The following is a 20253-nucleotide window of genomic DNA, read 5'->3' as shown; positions in this document are numbered from 1 at the left end:
GGCAAGCCCGAAGCGTGCGCTATTCGGCAAATCGCGGCGCGGTATAGCGGGTGATCCACAGCACGAAGCCATAGACAAATGCCGCAGCGACCAGCCAGATCAGCCCCGTGCCGGGCATCGCGAGCGCCAGTATGTTGGGCACGGCGACCATCGCGACATAGATGAACAGCCCGCGCGGCCAGCCGAAGCTGCGATGCAAATGGTGATGCAGATGGTCGCGGTCGGCTTCGAACATCGAACGGCCGCTCAGCTTGCGCGCCACCATCAGCCGGATCGTGTCATAAACCGGAATCGCGAACATCACCGCGACATCGTCGGCACGCATCACCGCGAAATCATGGTTGTAGGCATAGATCGCGAGCAGGCCGAACTGCGTCGAAATTGCATAGCTGCCGGCGTCCCCGACAAACAGATGCTGCTTCATGTTGAACCACAGCATCACCGCCAGCGCGACGCCGGTGGCGGCGAGGATCGGCAGCATCGGTTGCGGCAAATGGAACGCCAGTACGAACGTCCAGACCAGCCCCATGCTGATGACGATACCGTCCTTGCCGTCGGCCATGTTGACGGCGTTGAGCAGGCCAACGAGGCACAACAGCACGAACGCCGCACCACCGGCACCAACCAGCCAAACCCCCTGCTGCCCGGCAAAGCGCAGTACCGACAGGTTGAAGTCGGGGACATTCATGACCGTCAGCAAGAAAACAATCGACGACAGCATCAGGCGCATCGCCGGGCTGAGCCCGAACCGGTCATCGGCAAAGCCGATGGCAAACATCAGGAACACCGCAATGGCGAACCCCAGCAGCGTCTGCTGCAGCGACGGACCGATACCATCGCCGAACCAATAGACAGCAAAGGTCGAAAACAGCGACGACAGCACGATGGCGGTGCCGCCGACCATCGGTGTCACCAGTTCGTGGCGCTTGCGGCCGCCGTCGGTATCCGGAAAGTCGAGTACGTCGAGCTTATGGCCAATGACGCTGGCGTTGCGCCCGAAAACCAGCGACACGACAAGCGCGAACAGAATGGAAGCAAGCATCGTCGAATTCACGAATTTTCCACTCCGGGCGCGTCAGCAATTGATTAACGGTTTTCAACTAATGCCCAAACACCTACTGCTTTGTCGGCGCTGCGGCAAGTTTCCGTTTGCACCGAAATGGTTGTGGGCCAGGAGATAGCAGTGGCAATTCTTGTTACCGGTGCGGCCGGGTTCATCGGATTTCATGTCGCGCAGGCCTTGCTGGCGCGCGGAGAATCGGTGGTCGGCATCGACAATTTCAATAGCTACTATCCCGTCTCGCTCAAGCGTGACCGCATCGCTGCACTGGTCGCCGCCTACCCCGACTTCACCTGTATCGAAGGCGACTTTGGCGCCGAAGGGGCATTGTCGGCATTGTTCGGCGACCGCGCCATCGACCGCATCATCCACCTCGGCGCCCAGGCTGGCGTCCGCTATTCGATCGAAGCGCCGTTTGCCTATGCGCGATCAAACCTGATCGGCCACCTCGAAGTGCTCGAGTACGCGCGGGCGCGGCAAGTGCGCCACCTCGTCTATGCCTCGTCGTCATCGGTCTATGGTGGCAATAGCAAGCTGCCGTTCGCCGTCGAGGACCGCGTCGATCATCCGGTTTCGCTCTACGCCGCGACCAAAAAGGCCGATGAGCTGATGAGCGAGAGTTACGCGCATCTGTACCGGATTCCGCAGACCGGCCTTCGCTTCTTCACAGTCTATGGGCCTTGGGGGCGGCCCGACATGGCGCCGTGGCTGTTCACCGATGCCATTCTGGCCGGCCGGCCGATCCGGCTGTTCAACCACGGCAATGTCCGGCGTGACTTTACCTACATCGATGACATTGTTGCCGGTGTTATTGGCGCGCTGGACCATGTGCCAGCCGATGACGGTGCGCAGAAGCCCGGCGGTTCGAAATCACCGCACGCCATCTACAACCTAGGCAATGAAGTCTCCGAACCGGTCAGCCGGCTTGTCGAAGCCATCGAGGCTGCCTGCGGGCGCGAGGCCGTCACCGAGCTCGTGCCGATGCAGCCCGGCGATGTCGAAGGCACGCACGCGAATATCGACGTAACCCGCCGCAACCTCGGCTTTTCACCGCGCGTCGGGCTCGATGCCGGCATAGCGCGGTTTGTCGACTGGTTCCGGCGCTACCACGGCGTCTAGGCGCGCGCCGAACGCCGGCCTATTTGGCGAGCAGCGCGATCGTTGCCACTGACGTAATCAGATTGCCGAGGATTCCCGCGACATTGCTCGCGACATCGAGCTTGAACAACGGATCGATGTCCTTGGGCACGATGATGGTGCTGCCCGGCGGCACGACGATACCGCGTCCGGAGTTGCGCACCGGCTGCGCGGTACCGTTGGGCAGCACGAGGAAGGTACGCCCAGAATCCGCCGTCGCAGCCGTCCCGCCGGTTTCGCTGATGTAATCCTTCACACCCTTGCCGGCGATGAACTGCAATGCGCCAGGGTTGCTGACATCACCCAGCGCGAGCACAAAATTGGGCCGCGTCGGCATATAGATCGCATCACCGGAATTCATCACGGTATCAAGGTCCGGCCGAATTGCCAGCACGCGCGGGTCGGCTTCGATGACGACCCGACCGGGCGCTTCAATCGTTGAAAGCGTGGCAATCAGGTTCGATGCTGCGGCAATCGAATCGCCGCTTGATTCCTTGCGTGCCGACACCGCCAGAAGCGCGTTGGCCATCTCGCGACCGGTGCGGCGGAAGCCTTCCTGCTGCAGCTCCTTGACGCTGCGCCGCGTGAAGATGGCGCCATAGGGGTAGGCGAGACTGGTGACGCCACCAGCGCGCGCGATCAGCTGCGATAGCGTTTCGCCGCGGCGGATCGAGTAGAGCCCGGGCCGGCCAAATTCGCCGGTCAAAAGCACACCGCCGGCTTCGAATTGCGGCAACGCAGCGTTGAAGCGAATGTCATCGCCCGGACGCAGCATCGTGGTCATCAACTGTGTGCCAGCCGTATCGATTTCCATGTGCTGCTCGCCCGTCGCTGAAGCTTGCGCGCGAATGATATCGAGCGAAAGCGACGATGCATTGGTCAATAGGCCCTCGGCAACGTTGGCAATGTCACGCACGGTGACCGCATCGGCAATGGGATAAGCGCCCGGCTGGCGCACGGCACCACCAACACCGATGGCATTTTCAATCAGGATCGGCAGCAGCCCTGGCTCGTTTTCGAAAATCATCGGGCAGCGCAGGTTGCGCTGCGCGGCGGCTTCGTCCTCGGTTGCAGCATCGCGCATATCCTGCTGCTGCACCGTCAAGCCCGCGGGGTCTGCACCGGTGCGCAGCGATTCGTCGCCGCGACGGCTGCCGGCCTGGGCCGCAGTGCCGCCAGTATTAGCGACGTCGCTTTGGCCGCCGCGCTCGACGATGAACGAGCCACGTGTCACCACATTGAAGCGCGCCGATTGGGTATCGCGCACCAGGGCTTCGAGCTGATTAAGCGAAACGCAGTCGGGCAGCGGGTTGGGTTGTCCGAGCACGATGCGGCGCACCGGTGAGCGATTGATGAAATCGATATCCGAGCGCGCGAAAACATAGAGGCGATCATCGCTGCGTAGCGCAACGCCGGGGCGGCCTTGCAGCGCCGTCATGAGATTGACTGGCTGGAACGAGCGCGTGGCCGTCACCGGATCGCGGCGGATGAGGATCGCCATAGGCATATAGGTGTCGAAGCGCAAATCCCGGACTTCGCCGAGCAGGTCGCGTACGGTGGGTGCCGCCGACAGCGGGCGCGGGCCGGGGTTCTGGACGTTGCCATACAGCGTCACGCGGCCCGTGGCACCGCCGGCGCTGCCACCGACCAGTTGGAGTGCATCGCCCGGCACGACGCGGCTCGACAAGGTCGCCGCCCGGACGAACTCTTCGGCACCGTCCGCCGAAATGCGGCTGATGGCTATTGAGTTGCCGCGCGGACGCAATGCACCGCCGGCATAGGCCAGCAATTCGCTAACCGACGTGTTGCCACGTAATTCGTAGATGCCCGGCCGCGAAACCGACCCCGCGACAGCGGCAGTATCACCAATGACAGGCACGATAATGCGGTCGCCGTCGCGAAGGCGAACCGCTGGCGGCGCGCCGATGCCGAGCAGGCCGTAAAGGTCGACGCTGCGCGTGCTGCCACCCGAAATGATTTTGACGTTGCGCAGGCTACCCGAGCGACGGATGCCGCCAGCACGCGCCAAAGCGGCGCTGATGTCGGCGAGTGCGGTCAGCCCCACTTGCCCTGGTCGTTCGACTTCACCGCCAACAAAAACGGTGATTGCGCGGACCGAGCCAAGCGACACGAACACTTCAGTGCCCAGCATCGTGCGTCGCGTCGCCGCTTCAAGGTCATTGCGGACCGCGCCCAGTGACCTGCCTGCCGCTGGTATCGGCGGCAATGCGGCGACGATCAAGCGTCCCTCGCGGTCAACCCGAACCGTCTTGCTGTCGTTGGTCGCCCCCTGAAACTGCACGACCAGTTCATCGCCAAAACCAATGATATATGAATCGCCGGCCGAACCGGTCATCGTGCCGGCAGCATCCTGTACCGATTGGAAAAGCTCATAGCCGAACTGGCGGAGCGTTGTATCCGCCAGACGTGACCTGAATTCACGTTCGATCGGCGAAGGACGATAAATCTTGGCGAGTGCCGCGCGCGCCTGTTCGCGGCGCAATTGCTGCTCTTCGGTGGTGTCGATGCGGGTCGTCTGCGGAAAAGTACTGACATTGCCCGAGGACGATTCGCGCGCACGATCGACCTGGGTGGCTGCGGAGTTGCTGGTCGAGCCAACACCAAGCTGCCCCTGAACCTGCTGGAGTACCTTTGGGTCAATCGACTGCGCCGACGCCTGCAACGCGATGGAGCCCAGCATAGCGGCAAGGACAGCAGAGGTAACTGCCACGAAATGCCGCTTCATTTATGCATACCTTGCTCAAAACGCCGTCAAAGCCGTTTAGGCACGCTTAGCGGCCCAGTCAATCCAACATGGCCGGCGCTATCAATGGTGAAGTGAGTCGTCAGGCAGTCTGTTGTCGCAAGCGCGTGAATTCAACGCGGCAATGCCGACCGAACGGTCGCGTCAGCACTATGCAATTGGTCAACCGGCGTTTCGGCACCTTGCGCTGAACCGGCTAAAAGTGCGCGATCGGGATGTGTCAGCTGGCGGCCAACTGTGCCGGCGCCCTGCGTCGAAAGCGATGGGACAAACCACATACAGAGCGCCAGAGCGACTGCAGCCAGTGTCTTGAAGCGAGGACGTGACATTGACACAACTCTTGCCTTCATGGCCTAAATTTGCCGGGACGAGCCGACAACGTGCAATACGAGCCCCTGATCTTGTTTAGCGCCACAGCGGCGTGTTCGCAAGTGCACAAAATTCATCTTACCAACAGCTTGGCTCGAACATCGCCCGATTCGTCGTCGCTGCCAAAAGCGCTTTGCAGTCCAATGCTTTGTAACTACGGCTTTCGTGCAGGCCGACTTTGAGCAGTTCAGCGGCAAGCCTCCCGACTCACTTTGCGGGCAGCACGCCCCGCACGAAATCGCGGTAATCGGCTTGCAGCTGGCGCGTCAGCGCGCCGACTTCAAACGTCCACGGCCCGATTTCGGCGAGCGGTGTCACTTCGGCAGCGCTGCCGGTCAGAAACGCCTGTTCAAATCCCGCGAGTTCCTCGGGCCAGATCGCGCGTTCGATGACTTCGACGCCGCGGCGTCGCGCCAGATCCATGACCGTACGGCGGGTGATGCCGTCGAGGAAGCAATCGGGCGTCGGCGTGTGAAGCTTGCCGTTTTGCACGAAGAACACGTTGGCGCCGGTGGCTTCGGCCACCTGCCCGCGCCAGTCGAACATCAGTGCGTCGTCATAGCCGGCATCGGCGGCGGCATGCTTCGACAGCGTGCAGATCATGTAGAGGCCGGCGGCCTTCGAGCGGACCGGAATCGTGTAAGGTGCAGGGCGACGCCACGGCGCGATCATCAGGCGCAGGCCCTTGGCGAGCGCTTCGTCGCCGAAATAGGCACCCCACTCCCACGCCGAAACGGCGAGGTGTGCCTTGGTCTTCTGGGCGGCCACGCCCATCTGCTCCGAACCGCGCCAGGCGATCGGCCGGATGTAGCAATCGGTGAAGTTATTGGCAGCGACCGTCTCGTTGATCGCCGCGTCGATCTCGTCGCGCGTCCATGGCAGGTCGAAGCCCAGAATCTTCGCCGAATCGATCAGCCGCTGGCTGTGCTCGGACAGCTTGAACACCTTGCCGCCGTAGCAGCGCACACCTTCGAACACCGCGCTGGCATAGTGCATGGCATGCGTCAGGACATGGACATTGGCATCGCGCCACGGGCGCAGCGCGCCGTCCATCCAGATAAAGCCGTCGCGATCGTCGAAAGTGGCTTCGGTCATGCCGCATGCTCCCGCAAGTTTTGAGTGTTTTATTTCAATCCAAGGTTGATAGTCGTAACATTCTGTGCAAAATACGTCAACATGGCTGACGCAAATATCCTCAATGCCGGCAACACTGCGGCTTCGGCGCAATTCCTGCGCGAGGCCGAAATCCGCCGCGGCATCGAGCTGCTCTACTTCGGCTACACCAACATGGTGCGCGGCGCCGACGGGCTGCTCGACCGTCACGGACTCGGCCGGGCGCATCACCGTGCGCTGTATTTCATTGCACGGCGCCCGGCCATGCCTGTCGGCGATTTGCTGGCGCTGCTCAACATCACCAAACAGTCGCTGAGCCGCGTGCTTGCCGACTTGCAGGGCCGCGGGCTGGTCATCCAGGCCGTCGGCCAGCGCGACCGGCGCCAGCGCTTGCTCGAGCTCACGCCCGAAGGCGCGACGCTTGAAGCCGCGCTGTTCGAGGAACTCCGCACCGGCATGGCGGGTGCCTATGCCCAGGCCGGGCAGAATGCGGTGACGGGGTTTTGGGCGGTGCTGACCGGGCTTATTCCGGCAGTTGACCGGCCGATGATCCAGGAATTGCAGGCAGGCCTTTAGGTAGCGAGGGGCGGAAGTTCGCCAAGCTTTCGGCGCGTGCAAGCGCGCTATCGAGCGCCTTCATCGTTGTACTCAGATCAGCACTGTCATCCTGCAGCCAGACCCGTGCGACCTGCACATAGAGTGCCGACAGCGCTGCAATGCGCAGCGGTCCGAGCAACCCGCCGGCATCCACCCCGGCCGCCTCGCCCAAGCGGCGCAGCATCGGTGGCACGAGCGTCATCACGAAAAGCGCGAGTGCCGGATCGCTGCGCGCGGCGGCATGGAGTTGCTGCGCCAAATCGCGATGTTCCTGCATCGCATCGAATCGTCCCATCAACAGTGCAAACAGCCGGTTGCGGACGCTCTCGTCGGGGTCGCTTGCGGCCTCAGCCAACGCCATGCGTTCGATGCGCCCATCGAGGCCGCGCAAGGCTTCCCAACGATCAGGAGCCACCGCCGCTACAGCATCGACGTTGCACGCCGCAGCCCGCGCCACCGCATCGATCCGCGCCTGTGGCCAGCCGTCGCGGGTGATGACATGCACCCAGGCGTCGAGAATTGCGTCGGTTTCCGCCACGGCCCTACCCCAGTTCGCGCGAGCGTGCGGTGGCCGCCGCAACGGTGTCGGCCATCAACGGCCGCAGCCGGTCAACCAGCACCGAGAGTCCGGCCGCGGTCGTGCCGCCGGGGCTGGTCACGGCAACCCGCAACGCTGCCGGATCGGCATCGGGCTCGGCAGCCAAGGCCGCTGCCCCGGTCACGGTTGCGCGCGCCAGCGTCGCCGCAAGTGCCGGCGACAGGCCGTGCGCGATGCCCGCTTCGGTCAGTGCCTCGATGAAGGCAAACACATACGCCGGCCCTGACCCCGACAGGCCGGTGACGGCGTTGAACTGGTCTTCATGGTCGAGCCAGACCGTCGTGCCGGCCGCCGCCAGCAACGCTTCGGCGCGCGCGCATTGGGCGGCATCGGCGCCGTGGCCGAACAAGGCGGTCACGCCCTGCCCCAGCCGTGCCGGCGTGTTGGGCATGGTGCGCACGATGGGCCGGTCACCCAGCCGTTCAATGATGCCGGCACAGGTCACGCCGGCCATCACTGAAATCACCAGCGTATCGGGGCGCAGCCGTTCGGCGAGACCGGCGCTCGCGGCAGCAAACAGCTGCGGTTTGACGGCGAGCACCAGCACGTCGGGACCGGCACCCGGTGGCGGCGCCGCGGCCGCCGCAACGCCTGCGGGCAAAGCGTGCGGGCTCGGGTCAATAACGTTGATGTCGGCCAGCCCGGCGGCATGCCAGCGGTGCAGTAGCGCGCCACCCATATTGCCGGCGCCGAGCAGCCACAGGCGTTCGGGCTTGGCCACCGTTCCTCAGGCTTCGCCGACGGTGTCGAGCAGCGCTGCCTCGATCGCCTCGGCGGGGGACTTGCCGGCCCACAGCACAAACTGGAACACCGGATAATAACGTTCGCATTCGTCGACCGCGGCTTCGACCAGCATCTCGGCCTGGCCGAGCGTCAGGTCGATGTCTTCATGCTCGTCATCGCTGTCGAGCAGTGTGGCGTGGCGGAACAGCAGGGTACCGTCGGCCGCCCACATTTCGAAATGGCCGATCCACAATTGCTCGTTGATCAGCCCCAGCGTCTCGTACATCACCGCGCGCTTGGTGTCGGGCACGCGGATGTCGGGCATGGCGATGAACTGCAGCACGCGTTCATCCTCGCGCCACAGCGCGCGCAGCTGGAAATTGGCCCAGCTGCCCGCGACGCTCGCGGTGATTTCCTCGTCACCGGTGCGTTCGAATGCCCAGCCGTGCAGGTTGAAATAATGTTCGAGCATGTCGATCGGCGCCGCCGGCGCTGCGTCAAACTCGATGGCAATCTCGGTCATGCCTTGGCGGTCTTTCGCTTCGGCGCGGCAGGCTTGGCGGTCGCTGGCTTTGCCGCAGCCGGCGCGGTCTTCATCGCCGCGATTTCTGCCTTGAGCAGCTCGACTTCGGCGCGGGCGTTGGCGGCCATTGCCTTGACGGCTTCGAACTCGTCACGGCTGATCATGTCGGCCGAACCGGCCATTTCGCGGACGCGGTTCTTCGCCATGGTTTCGACTTCGCGGCCGAGCCCGGCAAAGGTGCCGAGCGCCGAGGTGGCGACCTTCGACAGGTCTTCGAAAATCTTGTTCTGCGATTGCATTATCGGTCTCCAAAGATTGTCATGTCAGCCCCCGAACAGCGCCGACACCGGCGCGGCGGCAGCGGGGTTGAGCTGCCAGACCCGAAAGTTGAGCGACGCGGCGATACCCAGCCACATCAGATACGGCACCATCAGCCACGCCGCGGTGCGGCTGATCCGCCCGAACGCAAAGGTCGCGGCGAGCGCTACCACGAAGATCGCGCCGATCAGCCCGAGCGCCGGCAGCATCTGGTGGTATTTGAAGAACAGCGGCGACCAGGCGAGGTTGAAGGCAAACTGCAGCGCAAACAGCGCGAGCGCCAGCCAGCGCCCCGGCGCCGATTTGTGCGCCCACACCAGCGCAACGGCGACCGCCGTCATTGCATAAAGGATGCTCCAGACAATGCCGAACACCGGACCCGGCGGCTGGTAGAGCGGCAGCGTCAGGCCCTGATACCAGGGGTTGGCGACGGTGCTGCCCGAAACGCGCGCCATCAGCCCGCCGAGCAATTCGAACAGCGGCACCAGAATGATGGCCGCACGGAACGCCGAACCACGATTGATGGGTGTACTCATGACCACAGGTTTAGCGGGTTTTGCGGGCGCTGTCATCCCGGGCCACAATATCTAGGCGCGGACGGCACCGATCAGAAACTCGACATTGCCTTCGGGGCCGGTGATCGGGCTGGTGGTGATACCCGCGACCTGCCAGCCGGGCAGCGATGCCAGCCAGTCGCTGACTTCGGCGCAGACGCGGGCGTGGATGGCGGGGTCGCGCACTACCCCGCCCTTGCCGACTTCGCCCTGCCCGGCTTCGAACTGCGGCTTGATCAGCGCGATCAGCTTGGCAGCGGGTGCGGCAAATTCGAGCGGCCGCGCCAGCACCTTCGCCAGTCCGATGAAGCTTGCGTCGCAGACGATGATATCAATGGGCGCCGGTATCTGGTCGTCGGTCAGGTAGCGCGCATTGGTCTGTTCGAGCACGGTGACCCGGGCATCCTCGCGCAGCTTCCACGCCAGCTGGTTGGTGCCGCTGTCGACGGCAAAGACGTGACTGGCGCCGCGCGTCAACAGCACATCGGTAAAGCCGCCGGTCGAGGAGCCGACGTCGATTGCGGTGGCACCGGTGACGTCCCAGCCGAAATGGTCGAGACCGTGCGCCAGCTTGACGCCGCCGCGCGATACCCACGGGTGGTCGCGGCCCTTGACGGTCAGCGCAGTGTCGTCGGGGAGCACCTGCCCGGCCTTGTCGACGCGCCGGTCGCCGGCATAGACCAGCCCGGCAAGGATCAGCGCCTGCGCCCGCGTCCGCGACTCGGCGAGGCCCTGGGCCACCAGCAGTTGATCGGCGCGCGTCTTGGTCATGGCGACCCGTTATGGTGTCCGGCGCCGCTTGGCAAATTGTGCAGCGAGTCAAAAAACGTACAGATTTGCGCGTTTCGCAGGGATTTTGGACCGAAAGTGGCGCCAATTGGCACCGATTCACGCACAAACACGGACAAGCGGATTTGGCCGGAACGCACTACAGCGCCTTGATATCTATGCGTTATTTCACCCGGCTGTAGGATCCAAACTTTACTGTCTTTACGGGTGCAGGCGGGTTTTCGCGCCGGTTCACACCCCGCTTCTGCGCCCGCGCGCGGAATATTCTCCTGCATTGCCAATGCGCAGCGGGCGATTGCTGATATAACCCTATTGGTTCAAAATGTCAAGAAATGTGGAGTGCTGCTGCAGCGCGGGCAGGTCCCCGCTGCAGCAAGCGGGCAAGCTACTTCGCCGGCGCGGCGCTCGGTATGGACGTCGGGAAAGTCGCCATCAGCTTGGTCACGGCGTCATTGATCTTTTTCATGTCCGGCTTCTGCGGGTTGATGGTCTCCGTTGCCTGCCCGTGCCACAGCGCCATGTTGGTCTTGGCGTCGAAGGCATCGATCGAAAGCTGGCCCTGGCTGTATTGATAGGTGCTCGTCTGCAGGCCCCAGCGTCCCCAGCTCTCGAGTTCCGTCTGGGTCTGCACGCCGGTCGTCAGGACCAGTTTGATGTCGGCCGAAGGCGCCTTGACCAAGCCCTTGCTGGCCAGCGCCTGCTCGATGCTCGCAACGATTTCCTGCTGGATGACAGGATTGCTGCTGGGGGAGATCTGGACCCATTGGTACGTCTTGTAAGCACTGAAATTGACGCCGGGGGCGGTGTTCGAAGAGATCGTCGGACCCGCAACTGCGCCCGTTGCAGCGAACAGGCTCAGCACGGCGCTCAGCGCGAGAAAGCGGTTGCGGTTCATAAGTGACCCCTTCAGCAACAGACCGCCAATTTGCGGCTGCACTGATATAACGCAGTGAAATTCAAAATTGAAGTCGTGACTGACCACGCGAAGCTGTGAGCCGATGCGCGCGGCTTAGATGGCCCAAGCTCAGACTGAACCGACCGGCTGTGGGGCGTTTGGCGTCTGTCCGCGCCAGACGACCGCTTTACGCGATCGATCACCAGGCCGTTGAAGACTGATCTGGAGTGCGAAGCTGGCAACGCGTTTCAACGCTTGACTGGACCGCCGCGATCAGGCGCGCGCGCCGCCGATGATGCCGACGCTGTTGTGCTGCAGCGCGCTGAGCACGGTGGCGACGATGCCCGCAGAATCCAGCCCGGCTTCGGCATATTGCAGCGCCGGGTTGTCATGGTCCTGGAAGACGTCGGGCAGGCGCATCGTGCGGATCTTGAGGCCGCCGTCCATCAGTCCCTCGTCGCTGCACCAGGTCAGGATGTGCGCGCCGAAGCCGCCGATGGCGCCTTCTTCGATGGTGATGATGACGTCGTGGCTGAGCGCCAGCTTGCGGACCAGCGCATGGTCGATCGGCTTGGCAAAACGCATGTCGGCGACGGTGGTCGACAGGCCGCGGGCATCGAGGTCGTCGGCCGCGAGCAGTGCTTCGCCGAGCCGCGTGCCGAGCGACAGGATCGCGACCTTCTTGCCTTCGCGGACAATGCGCCCCTTGCCGATTTCGAGCAGCTGCGGGACTTCGGGAATTGCGGCACCGGTGCCTTCGCCGCGCGGATAGCGCACCGCGCTTGGGCCGGCGTCATAGTGCGCCATGGTGTGGACCATGTGCGTCAGTTCGGCCTCGTCCGACGCCGCCATGACAACCATGTTGGGCAGCGTTGCGAGATAGGTCACGTCGAAGCTGCCAGCGTGCGTCGCGCCGTCGGCGCCGACCAGTCCGGCGCGGTCGATGGCGAAGCGCACCGGCAGGTTCTGGATCGCCACGTCGTGGACGACCTGGTCATAGGCGCGCTGCAGGAAAGTCGAATAGATCGCCGCAAACGGTTTGTAGCCCTGCGCAGCCATGCCGGCGGCGAACGTCACCGCATGCTGTTCGGCGATGCCGACATCGAAAGTGCGGTCGGGGAAAGCCTTGGCGAAGCGGTCGACACCGGTGCCCGATGGCATGGCGGCGGTGATCGCGACGATCTTGTCGTCGACTTGCGCCTCTTTGATCAGCTGCGCGGCAAAGACGTTCTGATAGCTCGGCGGGCCGGCCTTGGGCTTGACCTGCGTGCCGGTGACGACGTCGAACTTCTGGACGCCGTGGTATTTGTCCTCGGCGGCTTCGGCAGGCGCGTAGCCCTTGCCCTTTTTCGTGACGACATGGACGATGATCGGGCCTTCGGCAGCGTCGCGGACGTTTTCGAGCACCGGCACCAGATGTTCGAGGTTATGGCCGTCGATGGGGCCGACGTAGTAAAAACCCAGCTCCTCGAACAGGCTGCCGCCGGTCGCCAGCGTGCGGAAATATTCCTCGGCGCGCTTGGCGGGCGAATGCAGCTGGTGCGGCAGGACCTTCTGCGCGAGCAGCTTGACGACTTCGCGGATTTCCAGGAACGGCCGCGACGAATAGATGCGCGCCAGATACGCCGACAGCGCACCGACCGGCGGCGCGATCGACATGTCATTGTCGTTGAGGATGACGACCAGCCGGTTGCCCGCAGCCTGCGCGTTGTTCATCGCTTCATAGGCCATGCCCGCCGACATGGCGCCGTCGCCGATGACGGCGATGCCCTTGCCGGGCGCGCCCGACAGCTTGTTAGCGACGGCAAAGCCCAGTGCCGCCGAAATCGACGTCGAGCTGTGGGCGGCGCCGAACGGGTCGTATTCGGATTCGCTGCGCTTGGTGAAGCCCGACAGCCCGCCGCCCTGACGCAGCGTGCGGATGCGCTCGCGCCGGCCGGTGAGGATCTTGTGCGGATAGGCCTGATGCCCGACGTCCCAGATCAGCCGGTCTTCGGGGGTATTGAACACGTAGTGCAGCGCGACGGTGAGTTCGACGACGCCGAGGCCGGCACCAAGATGCCCGCCGGTGGTGCTGACGGTATCGATCAGTTCGGCGCGCAGTTCATCGGCGACCTGACGCAGATCGCGGTGTTCGAGTTTGCGCAGGTCAGCCGGCAGCGGAAGTGTATCGAGCAACGGCGTTGCGGGGCGTTGGGTCACGGATGATTCAACCAAATATTCCTGTTGGGCAAAGCGGTAGCGCGCAAAGCGGCATTTGTCGATTGTTGCAGTGCTGTTGCCGCCGCTTTACGCGCAGCATGCGGCGCAGCGGCCACGCACTTCGATAACCGGCCGTTCGGCGCGGAATCCTGCCGCAGCAGCGGTGGCGCGAATCTGCGTTGAAATTGCCTCGTCATCGACATGCGTGGCTTTGCCGCAGCCGTCGCAGACGAGGAAAAGGCAGTCGTGCAGGCATTCGGGATGCGCGTTGACGAGATAGGCGTTGGCACTTTCGACGCGCAGCGCGACGTTGTTCGCCACGAACAGGTCGAGAATGCGGTAGATGCTGTTCGCCGCGATGCGCCGGTCGAGCGCCGTCGAGACGGCATCGGTGATGGCATAGGCGCTGGCGGGGGCATCGAGTCCGGCAAGCACGTTGAACACCGCTGCACGCATATCGGTCCATTGTTCGCCCGCCGCCAGCATCGTTGCGCGTGCCGCCGTGACGAGCGCGCTGCCCGCCAGCTTGCGGTGATCATGATTGTGCGGGGCCAGACTTGCCATACCCCATTATCGGGGTTGCGGCGCCGCTCTGCAAGTCAGTGGGCGAGCCAGCGCAGGTTAAGCAGGTGCGCGGTGCCGAGCAGGCCGACGCCGAGCACCGAGCTGGCGATTTCGAGGAAGGCGCCGTGCGGCACGAACAGCGACGTCAGCATCAGCGTCAATCCGGCGGTGCCCAGCGCAATCACCTGCCAGCGCGTGTGCAGCCGGTAACCGCGCCACAGCCCGAATGCCGCAAGCGGCAGCGCCAGCGCGAGGCCCCAGGCGTGGACGGTATGGCTGAGCAGGCCGCCGCCCACCGACAGCACCGACAGCAGCACCGCGCCGGCAAGGCAGTGCAGCAGGCACAGCCCCGACAGGCCGAGCGCCGACCGGTCGATCCAGCTGGAGATGCGCGTCGTCATGCCTCCCTGATATAGTATAACATTGCGCGCTGCAAGCGGTGCCGCGGCGCTTGCGCTGGCACGGCGTTTCTTTGATAGCAGCGACAGACGTTTTGCCATCGAGGTGAGTGCCCATGCTTGAGAATGATCCGCTCGCGGCCTTCTGGATGCCGTTCACCGCCAACCGCGCGTACAAGGCGACGCCGCGCCAGCTGGTCGCCGCAAAGGACATGCACTACACCGCTAGCGACGGCCGCCAGGTGCTCGATGGCACCGCCGGGCTGTGGTGCGTCAACGCCGGCCACTGCCGCGCACCGATTGCCGCCGCGATTGCCAAGACTGCCGCGACGCTCGATTTCGCACCGACGTTCCAGCTCGGCCACCCCACCGCGTTCGAGCTCGCGTCGCGCGTTGCGGCACTGATGCCGGCGGGGCTCGACCGTGTATTCTTCACCAACTCGGGGTCCGAATCGGTCGATACCGCGCTCAAGATCGCGCTCGCCTATCAGCGCGCCCGCGGCCAGGGCGGCCGGACGCGCTTCATCGGGCGCGAGCGCGGCTATCACGGCACCGGCTTCGGCGGCACCTCGGTCGGTGGACTGGTCAACAACCGCCGCGCCTTCGGGGCGCTGCTGCCGGGCGTCGACCATATGCGCCACACGCACGACCTCGCGCGCAACGCCTTCACGCGCGGCATGCCGGCACACGGCACCGAGCTCGCCGAAGACCTTGAACGCCTCGTCGGACTGCACGGCGCCGACACGATTGCTGCGGTGATTGTCGAACCGATGGCGGGCTCGACCGGCGTGCTGGTACCGCCTGCGGGCTATCTCGAACGCTTGCGTACCATCTGCAATACACACGGTATCCTGTTGATATTCGACGAAGTTATCTCCGCCTATGGCCGGCTCGGCACCGCAACGGCGGCCGAACTGTTCGGCGTCACCCCCGACATCATCACCATGGCCAAAGGGCTTACCAATGCTGCGGTGCCGATGGGCGCGGTAGCGGTAGCGCGTGGTGTCCACGACGCGATTGTCGAAGGCGCCCCCGACGGCATCGAGTTCTTCCACGGTTACACCTATTCGGGGCACCCGCTGGCGGCGGCGGCAGGATTGGCAACGCTCGACCTGTACAAGGCCGAGGGGCTGTTCGAGCGCGCCGCCAGCCTGTCCGAATATTGGTCGGACGCGGTGCACAGCCTGAAGGGCAAGCGCCACGTCATCGATTTGCGCAACATCGGGCTGGTCGCCGGCATCGAACTCGAACCGCGCCCCGGCGCGCCCAGCAAGCGCGCCACCGAATTGTTCCATGCGGCGTTCGACAGCGGCCTGCTGGTGCGCGCCACCGGCGACATCATCGCGCTGTCGCCGCCACTGATCGTCGAAAAACCGCAGATCGACGAAATGTTCGGCAAGCTGGCCGACCTGCTCGCGACGATCGATTAATCGCGTGCCGTCACAAACCTTCATCCTGACCTTTGTCTGTGACGACATGCCGGGCATCGTCGCCAATGTCACCAACCATATCTTCAAGTCGGGCGGCAACATCCTCGAATCGCATCAATATAATGATATCGAGACCAACCGCTTCTTCATGCGCACGGCGTATCGCGTTGCCGATCCGGCGGGCAGTACGGCGCTGGAGGCCGGCTTCGAGGCGATCGCCGCGCACTACGGCATGGACTACCGCATCCGCGCGCGCAGCCAGCGGCCCAAGGTGCTGATCCTCGCGTCAAAAGCCGACCATTGCCTCGCCGACCTGCTCTACCGCCGCCGCATCGGCGAGCTCGACATGGACGTCACCGGCATCATCTCGAACCACCCGCGCGACACCTATGCCAGCCTGGATTTCGGCGACATTCCGTTCCATCATCTGCCGACAATTCCCGGCAACAAAGCTGCGCAAGAATCTCAGATATGGGCACTTTTCCAATCGACTGGCAGCGAGCTGGCGGTGCTTGCGCGCTACATGCAGATCCTGTCGGATGACCTCGCCGCGAAGTTCAGCGGGCGCTGCATCAACATCCATCACAGCTTCCTGCCGGGCTTCAAGGGCGCCAAACCCTATCACCAGGCGCACCAGCGCGGCGTCAAGGTCATCGGCGCCACCGCGCACTATGTGACGGCCGACCTCGACGAGGGCCCGATCATCGAACAGGACGTCGAACGCATCAGCCATTCGGACACGCCCGACGACCTGATCCGCAAGGGCCGTGACATCGAACGCCGCGTGCTGGCGCGCGCCATCCGGTTCCACCTCGATGGCCGCGTGCTCGTCAACGGCCCGCGCACGGTGGTGTTCAGGGACTAAAGGGGAACGATCAATGCCGGTTTTCTATGATTTTGCCCGCGCGCCCAGCCCGCGCCGCGCCCGCATCCTGCTTGCCGAAAAGGGCATCGCGCACACCAGCGTCGAGGTTGATCTGGCGACGCAGGAACAGCTCGGCGCTGCCTATCGCGCCATCAACCCCGCCTGCACCGTGCCGGCGCTCAAACTCGATGACGGCCCTGTCCTCACCGACAACGCCGGCATCCTCGCCTGGGCCGAAGCCGCCTACCCCGAGCCGCCACTGCTCGGTGTCACCCCGCTCGAAAAGGCCGAAATCGCCAGCTGGAACGCCCGCATCGAATTCGAATGCTTTTCCCCGATCGCCGATGCCTTGCGCAACACTGCGCCGGGCATGAAGGACCGCGCGCTACCCGGCCCGGTCAACTATGCGCAAATCCCCGAACTCGCCGAACGCGGCCTAGCACGGTTGCACGCCTTCATCGACGCCTTCGACGCGCATCTGGCCGGACGTGAGTATGTCGCCACGGCCAGCTTCAGCGTCGCCGACATCACCGCCGTCGTCGCGACCGACTTCGCGCGCGTCGTCCGCGTCCGTCCCGGCGACCACCACGTCCATCTGCTGGCGTGGCGGGCGCGGATGGCGGAGCGGCCGAGCATGGCGCTTTAAGGGCCTCCGGCGTTCAGGCCTGAGGCCTGCACCCGATTATTGGGTGCAGGGGTCACCCCTGCCCGCGCGGCGCGCCCTTAGCCTGCCGCCGCCAGCAACCGCGGCAAATTCGGTTGCCCAGTGTGCGCCGTCAGCCCGCCATCGACGGCGATGATCGCGCCGGTCATGTAGGACGCGTCGGCTGACGCCAGAAACAGCACCGCGGCGGCGATTTCCTCGGGGCGCGCGAACCGCCCCATCGGCACACAGTCGTCCCAGATGGCCTGGACGCCGGGCATGTCCTTGACGCCGGCGATGATCGGCGTGTCGACGGGGCCGGGGCAGACGGCGTTGATGCGGATGCCTTCGCGGGCATGGTCGATACCGGCGGCGCGGGTGTAGTTGATGACCGCGCCCTTGGCGGCGTTATAGGCGGTGAAGCTGTAGTCGCCCGCTAGCCCTGAGGCCGATGCGGTGTTGACAATGGCGCCGCCGCCGCCCGCGCGCATGTGCGGGATGGCCGCCTTGCAGCCGTAAAAGACGCTGTTCAAGTCGACATTGATGACGCGCTGCCATTCGGCGATGTCGAGGTCGGGGGTGGCGCCGAAGCAGCCGATGCCCGCGTTGTTGAACAATATGTCGAGCCGCCCATAGGCGTCGACGGCGCGCTGCATCAGCGCTTCGACCGCCGGCCAGTCGGCGACATCGGTGTGCTGGTAGAGCGCGCGCCCGGTGCCGAGTTCGGCCGCCAGCGCCTCGCCCAGCGCGTCATTGAGGTCGGCGATGACGACCTTGGCGCCCTCGGCATGGAAGCGCCGCACGGCGGCCGCGCCGATGCCCGACGCGCCACCGGTGATGACGACCGACTTGTCCTTGAACCGCATGTTCCACTCCCCAAAAATTGCCAACTCGACTTCTTATTTATATCGTACTATAAATACACTTCAGCGGCGAAATGCAAGACCGCGTCAGCTTGGGTTGGGGAGATTGGCATGTCGAGTCCCGAAGCGCGTTATACCGGCGGCGACCTGCTGGCGCAGACGCTCCACGATGCCGGCGTCACCAAAATCTTCGCGCTGCACGGCGGCCATCACGAAGCGCTGTTCAAGGGCTGCATCGACCAGGGCATCGACCTTATCGACTTCCGCCACGAAGCCGCCGCCGGCCATGCCGCCGACGCCTACGCGCGCACCACCGGCAAGCTCGGCGTCTGCATCATCACCGCCGGGCCGGGGTTCACCAACGCCATCAGCGCGATTGCCAATGCCCAACTCGATGCGTCACCGGTGCTGTTCCTGATCGGCGCGCCGCCGCTGCGCGAAGTCGAAACCAACCCGCTGCAAGGCGGCATCGACCAGATCGCCATGGCGCGCCCTGCCGCGAAATGGGCGCTGAGCATCCCCAGCACCGAGCGCGTCCGCGACCTGACCGCGATGGCGATCCGCAAGGCGATGACCGGCCGCAAGGGGCCGGTGGTGCTCGAAATCCCCATCGATATCCTGCACATGAGCGTCACCGGCGCGCAGGCCACGCCGTCGGCCGGACTGGCGGTGCGGCCGCAGCCGGCCCCTGCCCCCGAAGAAGTCGCCGCACTGGCCGAGCTGCTGCTGCGTGCCGAACGCCCGGTCATCGTCGCGGGCCTCGAATCTGCGTCGGCGGCAACCGCGGTGGCGTTGCGCGCGCTGGTCGCCAAACTGCCGCTGCCGGTATTCGCCAAGCCGCAAGCCTACGGCCTATTGCCCGCCGGCCACGCTTGCGACGCTGGCGCGGCGGGCAATCTCGCGGTGCTGCCGATAATCGGCGCGGGCGCGCCCGACCTGGTCATCCTGCTCGGCGCGCGGCTCGGGCTGATGCTCGGTGGGCGATCGGGGGCGCTGGTGCCGCATGATGCACACGTCGTGCAAATCTATTCGGATGCCAGCGAAATCGGCCGGCTGCGCGATATCGACCTGCCGATTGCTGCCGATTGCGCGCAAACGCTGACGGCACTGACCAAGGCGCTCGCGGCGGTGGACCTGCCCGACACCAGCGCATGGACGGCGCGTGCCGCCGGTGCCAAGGCGCTCGCCGCGAGTGCCTGGCCTGACGCCGAAGTCGCGGGCGGCATCCACCCCTATCACGCTGCCAAGGCGGTGGCCAACGCTGCCGGGCAAGATGCGGCCTATGTCTTCGACGGTGGCGAATCATCGAGCTGGGGCACTGCGACGGTCGCGGTCGATGCCCCGGCACGGGTGCTGTCGCACGGCTATCTCGGCTGCCTTGGCATCGGGCCGGGGTTTGCCATCGGGATGCAGATTGCCCATCCCGACCGTCGTGTCGTACAAGTAACGGGTGATGGCGCGATGGGCTTCCATATCCAGGAATTCGACACGATGGTCCGGCACCGGCTGCCGATCGTCACTGTCATCCTCAACAACCAGGTCTGGGGCATGTCGATCCATGGCCAGCAGATGATGTACGGCGCCAACTACAACGTCATCACCAAGCTCGGGTCGACGCAATACGCCAGCATCGCCGCCGCGTTCGGCTGCCATGCCGAGCGCGTCACGGCGTTTGCCGAGATTGCCCCGGCGATGGCGCGGGCGTTTGCGAGCGGCAAGCCGGCGCTGGTTGAAATCATGACTGATGCCGATGTCGTCCATCCGGCGACAGTGGCGATGCTCGGACAGTTGGCCGAAGGCAGCCGCGACATCATGATCCCCTATTACGAAAACATCGCGGCGAGCTGA

The 20253-nt window shown here is 64.5% G+C and carries 20 protein-coding genes; 6 read left to right on the top strand and 14 right to left on the bottom strand.

The features are described 5' to 3' along the window. Nucleotides 1-19 precede the first annotated feature (19 nt). Nucleotides 20-1042, bottom strand: a complete 1023-nt coding sequence (locus EUV02_RS11620; protein WP_135246375.1) for an MraY family glycosyltransferase — start codon at nt 1040-1042, stop codon at nt 20-22. A 141-nt stretch (nt 1043-1183) separates the two neighbouring features. On the opposite strand from EUV02_RS11620, the gene EUV02_RS11615 reads away from it, so the two are divergent. Beyond that, on the top strand, nt 1184-2179 hold the full coding sequence (locus EUV02_RS11615; protein ID WP_135246374.1) for an NAD-dependent epimerase/dehydratase family protein: 996 nt from the start codon (nt 1184-1186) through the stop codon (nt 2177-2179). A gap of 19 nt (nt 2180-2198) precedes the next feature. Here EUV02_RS11615 and EUV02_RS11610 read toward each other — a convergent pair whose 3' ends face one another. Beyond that, complete coding sequence (locus EUV02_RS11610) at nt 2199-4898, bottom strand: SLBB domain-containing protein (RefSeq protein WP_166430608.1); 2700 nt, start codon at nt 4896-4898, stop codon at nt 2199-2201. Nucleotides 4899-5537: 639 nt separating this feature from the next. Then, on the bottom strand, nt 5538-6425 hold the full coding sequence (locus tag EUV02_RS11605; RefSeq protein WP_135246372.1) for a branched-chain amino acid aminotransferase: 888 nt from the start codon (nt 6423-6425) through the stop codon (nt 5538-5540). Between the two features lie 81 nt (nt 6426-6506). Between EUV02_RS11605 and EUV02_RS11600 the strand changes: the two genes are divergently transcribed. Then, on the top strand, nt 6507-7019 hold the full coding sequence (locus EUV02_RS11600; protein WP_135246371.1) for a MarR family winged helix-turn-helix transcriptional regulator: 513 nt from the start codon (nt 6507-6509) through the stop codon (nt 7017-7019). Here EUV02_RS11600 and EUV02_RS11595 read toward each other — a convergent pair. The 10 genes from EUV02_RS11595 to EUV02_RS11550 all read right to left on the bottom strand — a co-directional run bounded on the left by EUV02_RS11595 (nt 6967) and on the right by EUV02_RS11550 (nt 14607). Then, entirely contained in the window at nt 6967-7578 is a 612-nt protein-coding gene (locus EUV02_RS11595) for a hypothetical protein (RefSeq protein ID WP_135246370.1), read from the bottom strand. The two genes, EUV02_RS11600 and EUV02_RS11595, sit on opposite strands and share 53 nt — an antisense overlap. Nucleotides 7579-7582: 4 nt before the next feature. After that, complete coding sequence (proC, locus tag EUV02_RS11590; protein ID WP_243445873.1) at nt 7583-8359, bottom strand: pyrroline-5-carboxylate reductase; 777 nt, start codon at nt 8357-8359, stop codon at nt 7583-7585. A 6-nt stretch (nt 8360-8365) separates the two neighbouring features. Further along, the gene (locus EUV02_RS11585) at nt 8366-8884 is read right to left on the bottom strand and encodes a type III secretion system chaperone family protein (RefSeq protein ID WP_135246369.1); all 519 of its coding nucleotides are present in this window, start codon (nt 8882-8884) and stop codon (nt 8366-8368) included. After that, complete coding sequence (locus EUV02_RS11580) at nt 8881-9183, bottom strand: accessory factor UbiK family protein (RefSeq protein ID WP_135246368.1); 303 nt, start codon at nt 9181-9183, stop codon at nt 8881-8883. Before EUV02_RS11580 ends, EUV02_RS11585 begins: the two co-directional genes overlap by 4 nt. Before the next feature lie 24 nt (nt 9184-9207). Then, entirely contained in the window at nt 9208-9738 is a 531-nt protein-coding gene (locus tag EUV02_RS11575) for a TspO/MBR family protein (RefSeq protein WP_135246367.1), read from the bottom strand. A gap of 51 nt (nt 9739-9789) precedes the next feature. Then, nucleotides 9790-10527, bottom strand: coding sequence for a TlyA family RNA methyltransferase (locus EUV02_RS11570; RefSeq protein WP_135246366.1), 738 nt, complete (start codon nt 10525-10527; stop codon nt 9790-9792). A gap of 403 nt (nt 10528-10930) precedes the next feature. Further along, nucleotides 10931-11440: a DUF4136 domain-containing protein gene (locus tag EUV02_RS11565; protein WP_135246365.1), complete on the bottom strand. Its 510-nt coding sequence runs from the start codon at nt 11438-11440 to the stop codon at nt 10931-10933. Nucleotides 11441-11713: 273 nt separating this feature from the next. Then, nucleotides 11714-13642, bottom strand: coding sequence for a 1-deoxy-D-xylulose-5-phosphate synthase (dxs, locus tag EUV02_RS11560; RefSeq protein ID WP_135246364.1), 1929 nt, complete (start codon nt 13640-13642; stop codon nt 11714-11716). An 87-nt stretch (nt 13643-13729) separates the two neighbouring features. Further along, a complete protein-coding gene (locus EUV02_RS11555; protein WP_135246363.1) occupies nt 13730-14206 on the bottom strand; it encodes a Fur family transcriptional regulator in 477 nt (158 codons plus the stop codon). A 35-nt stretch (nt 14207-14241) separates the two neighbouring features. Beyond that, nucleotides 14242-14607 carry a MerC domain-containing protein gene (locus EUV02_RS11550; protein WP_166430607.1) on the bottom strand — a complete coding sequence of 122 codons (366 nt, stop codon included), beginning with the start codon at nt 14605-14607 and terminating at the stop codon, nt 14242-14244. Nucleotides 14608-14720: 113 nt separating this feature from the next. On the opposite strand from EUV02_RS11550, the gene aptA reads away from it, so the two are divergent. Genes aptA through EUV02_RS11535 form a run of 3 tightly spaced genes read left to right on the top strand, consistent with a single transcriptional unit; the run spans nt 14721 to nt 17545 of the window. Next, nucleotides 14721-16034, top strand: a complete 1314-nt coding sequence (gene aptA, locus EUV02_RS11545; RefSeq protein WP_135246361.1) for an omega-aminotransferase AptA — start codon at nt 14721-14723, stop codon at nt 16032-16034. 4 nt (nt 16035-16038) lie between these two features. After that, complete coding sequence (purU, locus tag EUV02_RS11540) at nt 16039-16899, top strand: formyltetrahydrofolate deformylase (RefSeq protein ID WP_135246360.1); 861 nt, start codon at nt 16039-16041, stop codon at nt 16897-16899. Between the two features lie 13 nt (nt 16900-16912). Further along, nucleotides 16913-17545 carry a glutathione S-transferase family protein gene (locus EUV02_RS11535; RefSeq protein WP_135246359.1) on the top strand — a complete coding sequence of 211 codons (633 nt, stop codon included), beginning with the start codon at nt 16913-16915 and terminating at the stop codon, nt 17543-17545. Nucleotides 17546-17622: 77 nt separating this feature from the next. Here the strand turns inward: EUV02_RS11535 and budC are convergent, their stop codons facing one another. Next, nucleotides 17623-18408 (bottom strand): meso-2,3-butanediol dehydrogenase, encoded by a 786-nt coding sequence (gene budC / locus EUV02_RS11530; RefSeq protein ID WP_135246358.1) that lies wholly within the window; start codon nt 18406-18408, stop codon nt 17623-17625. Between the two features lie 108 nt (nt 18409-18516). On the opposite strand from budC, the gene EUV02_RS11525 reads away from it, so the two are divergent. Further along, nucleotides 18517-20253 carry a thiamine pyrophosphate-binding protein gene (locus EUV02_RS11525; protein ID WP_135246357.1) on the top strand — a complete coding sequence of 579 codons (1737 nt, stop codon included), beginning with the start codon at nt 18517-18519 and terminating at the stop codon, nt 20251-20253.

It is taken from the genome of Glacieibacterium arshaanense (assembly GCF_004681125.1).
In the GTDB taxonomy this organism is placed as follows: domain Bacteria; phylum Pseudomonadota; class Alphaproteobacteria; order Sphingomonadales; family Sphingomonadaceae; genus Polymorphobacter_A; species Polymorphobacter_A arshaanense.
The sequence above is the reverse complement of the archived record's forward strand: the minus strand, read 5'-3'. Positions and strand labels throughout refer to the sequence as shown.

Coding starts and splice junctions, on each gene's coding strand:
- EUV02_RS11620 (WP_135246375.1), bottom strand. CDS start 1,042: ATGCTTGCTTCCATTCTGTTCGCGCTTGTCGTGTCGCTGGTTTTCGGG.
- EUV02_RS11610 (WP_166430608.1), bottom strand. CDS start 4,898: ATGCTGGGCTCCATCGCGTTGCAGGCGTCGGCGCAGTCGATTGACCCA.
- EUV02_RS11605 (WP_135246372.1), bottom strand. CDS start 6,425: ATGACCGAAGCCACTTTCGACGATCGCGACGGCTTTATCTGGATGGAC.
- EUV02_RS11600 (WP_135246371.1), top strand. CDS start 6,507: ATGGCTGACGCAAATATCCTCAATGCCGGCAACACTGCGGCTTCGGCG.
- EUV02_RS11585 (WP_135246369.1), bottom strand. CDS start 8,884: ATGACCGAGATTGCCATCGAGTTTGACGCAGCGCCGGCGGCGCCGATC.
- EUV02_RS11580 (WP_135246368.1), bottom strand. CDS start 9,183: ATGCAATCGCAGAACAAGATTTTCGAAGACCTGTCGAAGGTCGCCACC.
- EUV02_RS11575 (WP_135246367.1), bottom strand. CDS start 9,738: ATGAGTACACCCATCAATCGTGGTTCGGCGTTCCGTGCGGCCATCATT.
- EUV02_RS11570 (WP_135246366.1), bottom strand. CDS start 10,527: ATGACCAAGACGCGCGCCGATCAACTGCTGGTGGCCCAGGGCCTCGCC.
- EUV02_RS11565 (WP_135246365.1), bottom strand. CDS start 11,440: ATGAACCGCAACCGCTTTCTCGCGCTGAGCGCCGTGCTGAGCCTGTTC.
- EUV02_RS11555 (WP_135246363.1), bottom strand. CDS start 14,206: ATGGCAAGTCTGGCCCCGCACAATCATGATCACCGCAAGCTGGCGGGC.
- EUV02_RS11550 (WP_166430607.1), bottom strand. CDS start 14,607: ATGACGACGCGCATCTCCAGCTGGATCGACCGGTCGGCGCTCGGCCTG.
- aptA (WP_135246361.1), top strand. CDS start 14,721: ATGCTTGAGAATGATCCGCTCGCGGCCTTCTGGATGCCGTTCACCGCC.
- EUV02_RS11535 (WP_135246359.1), top strand. CDS start 16,913: ATGCCGGTTTTCTATGATTTTGCCCGCGCGCCCAGCCCGCGCCGCGCC.
- budC (WP_135246358.1), bottom strand. CDS start 18,408: ATGCGGTTCAAGGACAAGTCGGTCGTCATCACCGGTGGCGCGTCGGGC.
- EUV02_RS11525 (WP_135246357.1), top strand. CDS start 18,517: ATGTCGAGTCCCGAAGCGCGTTATACCGGCGGCGACCTGCTGGCGCAG.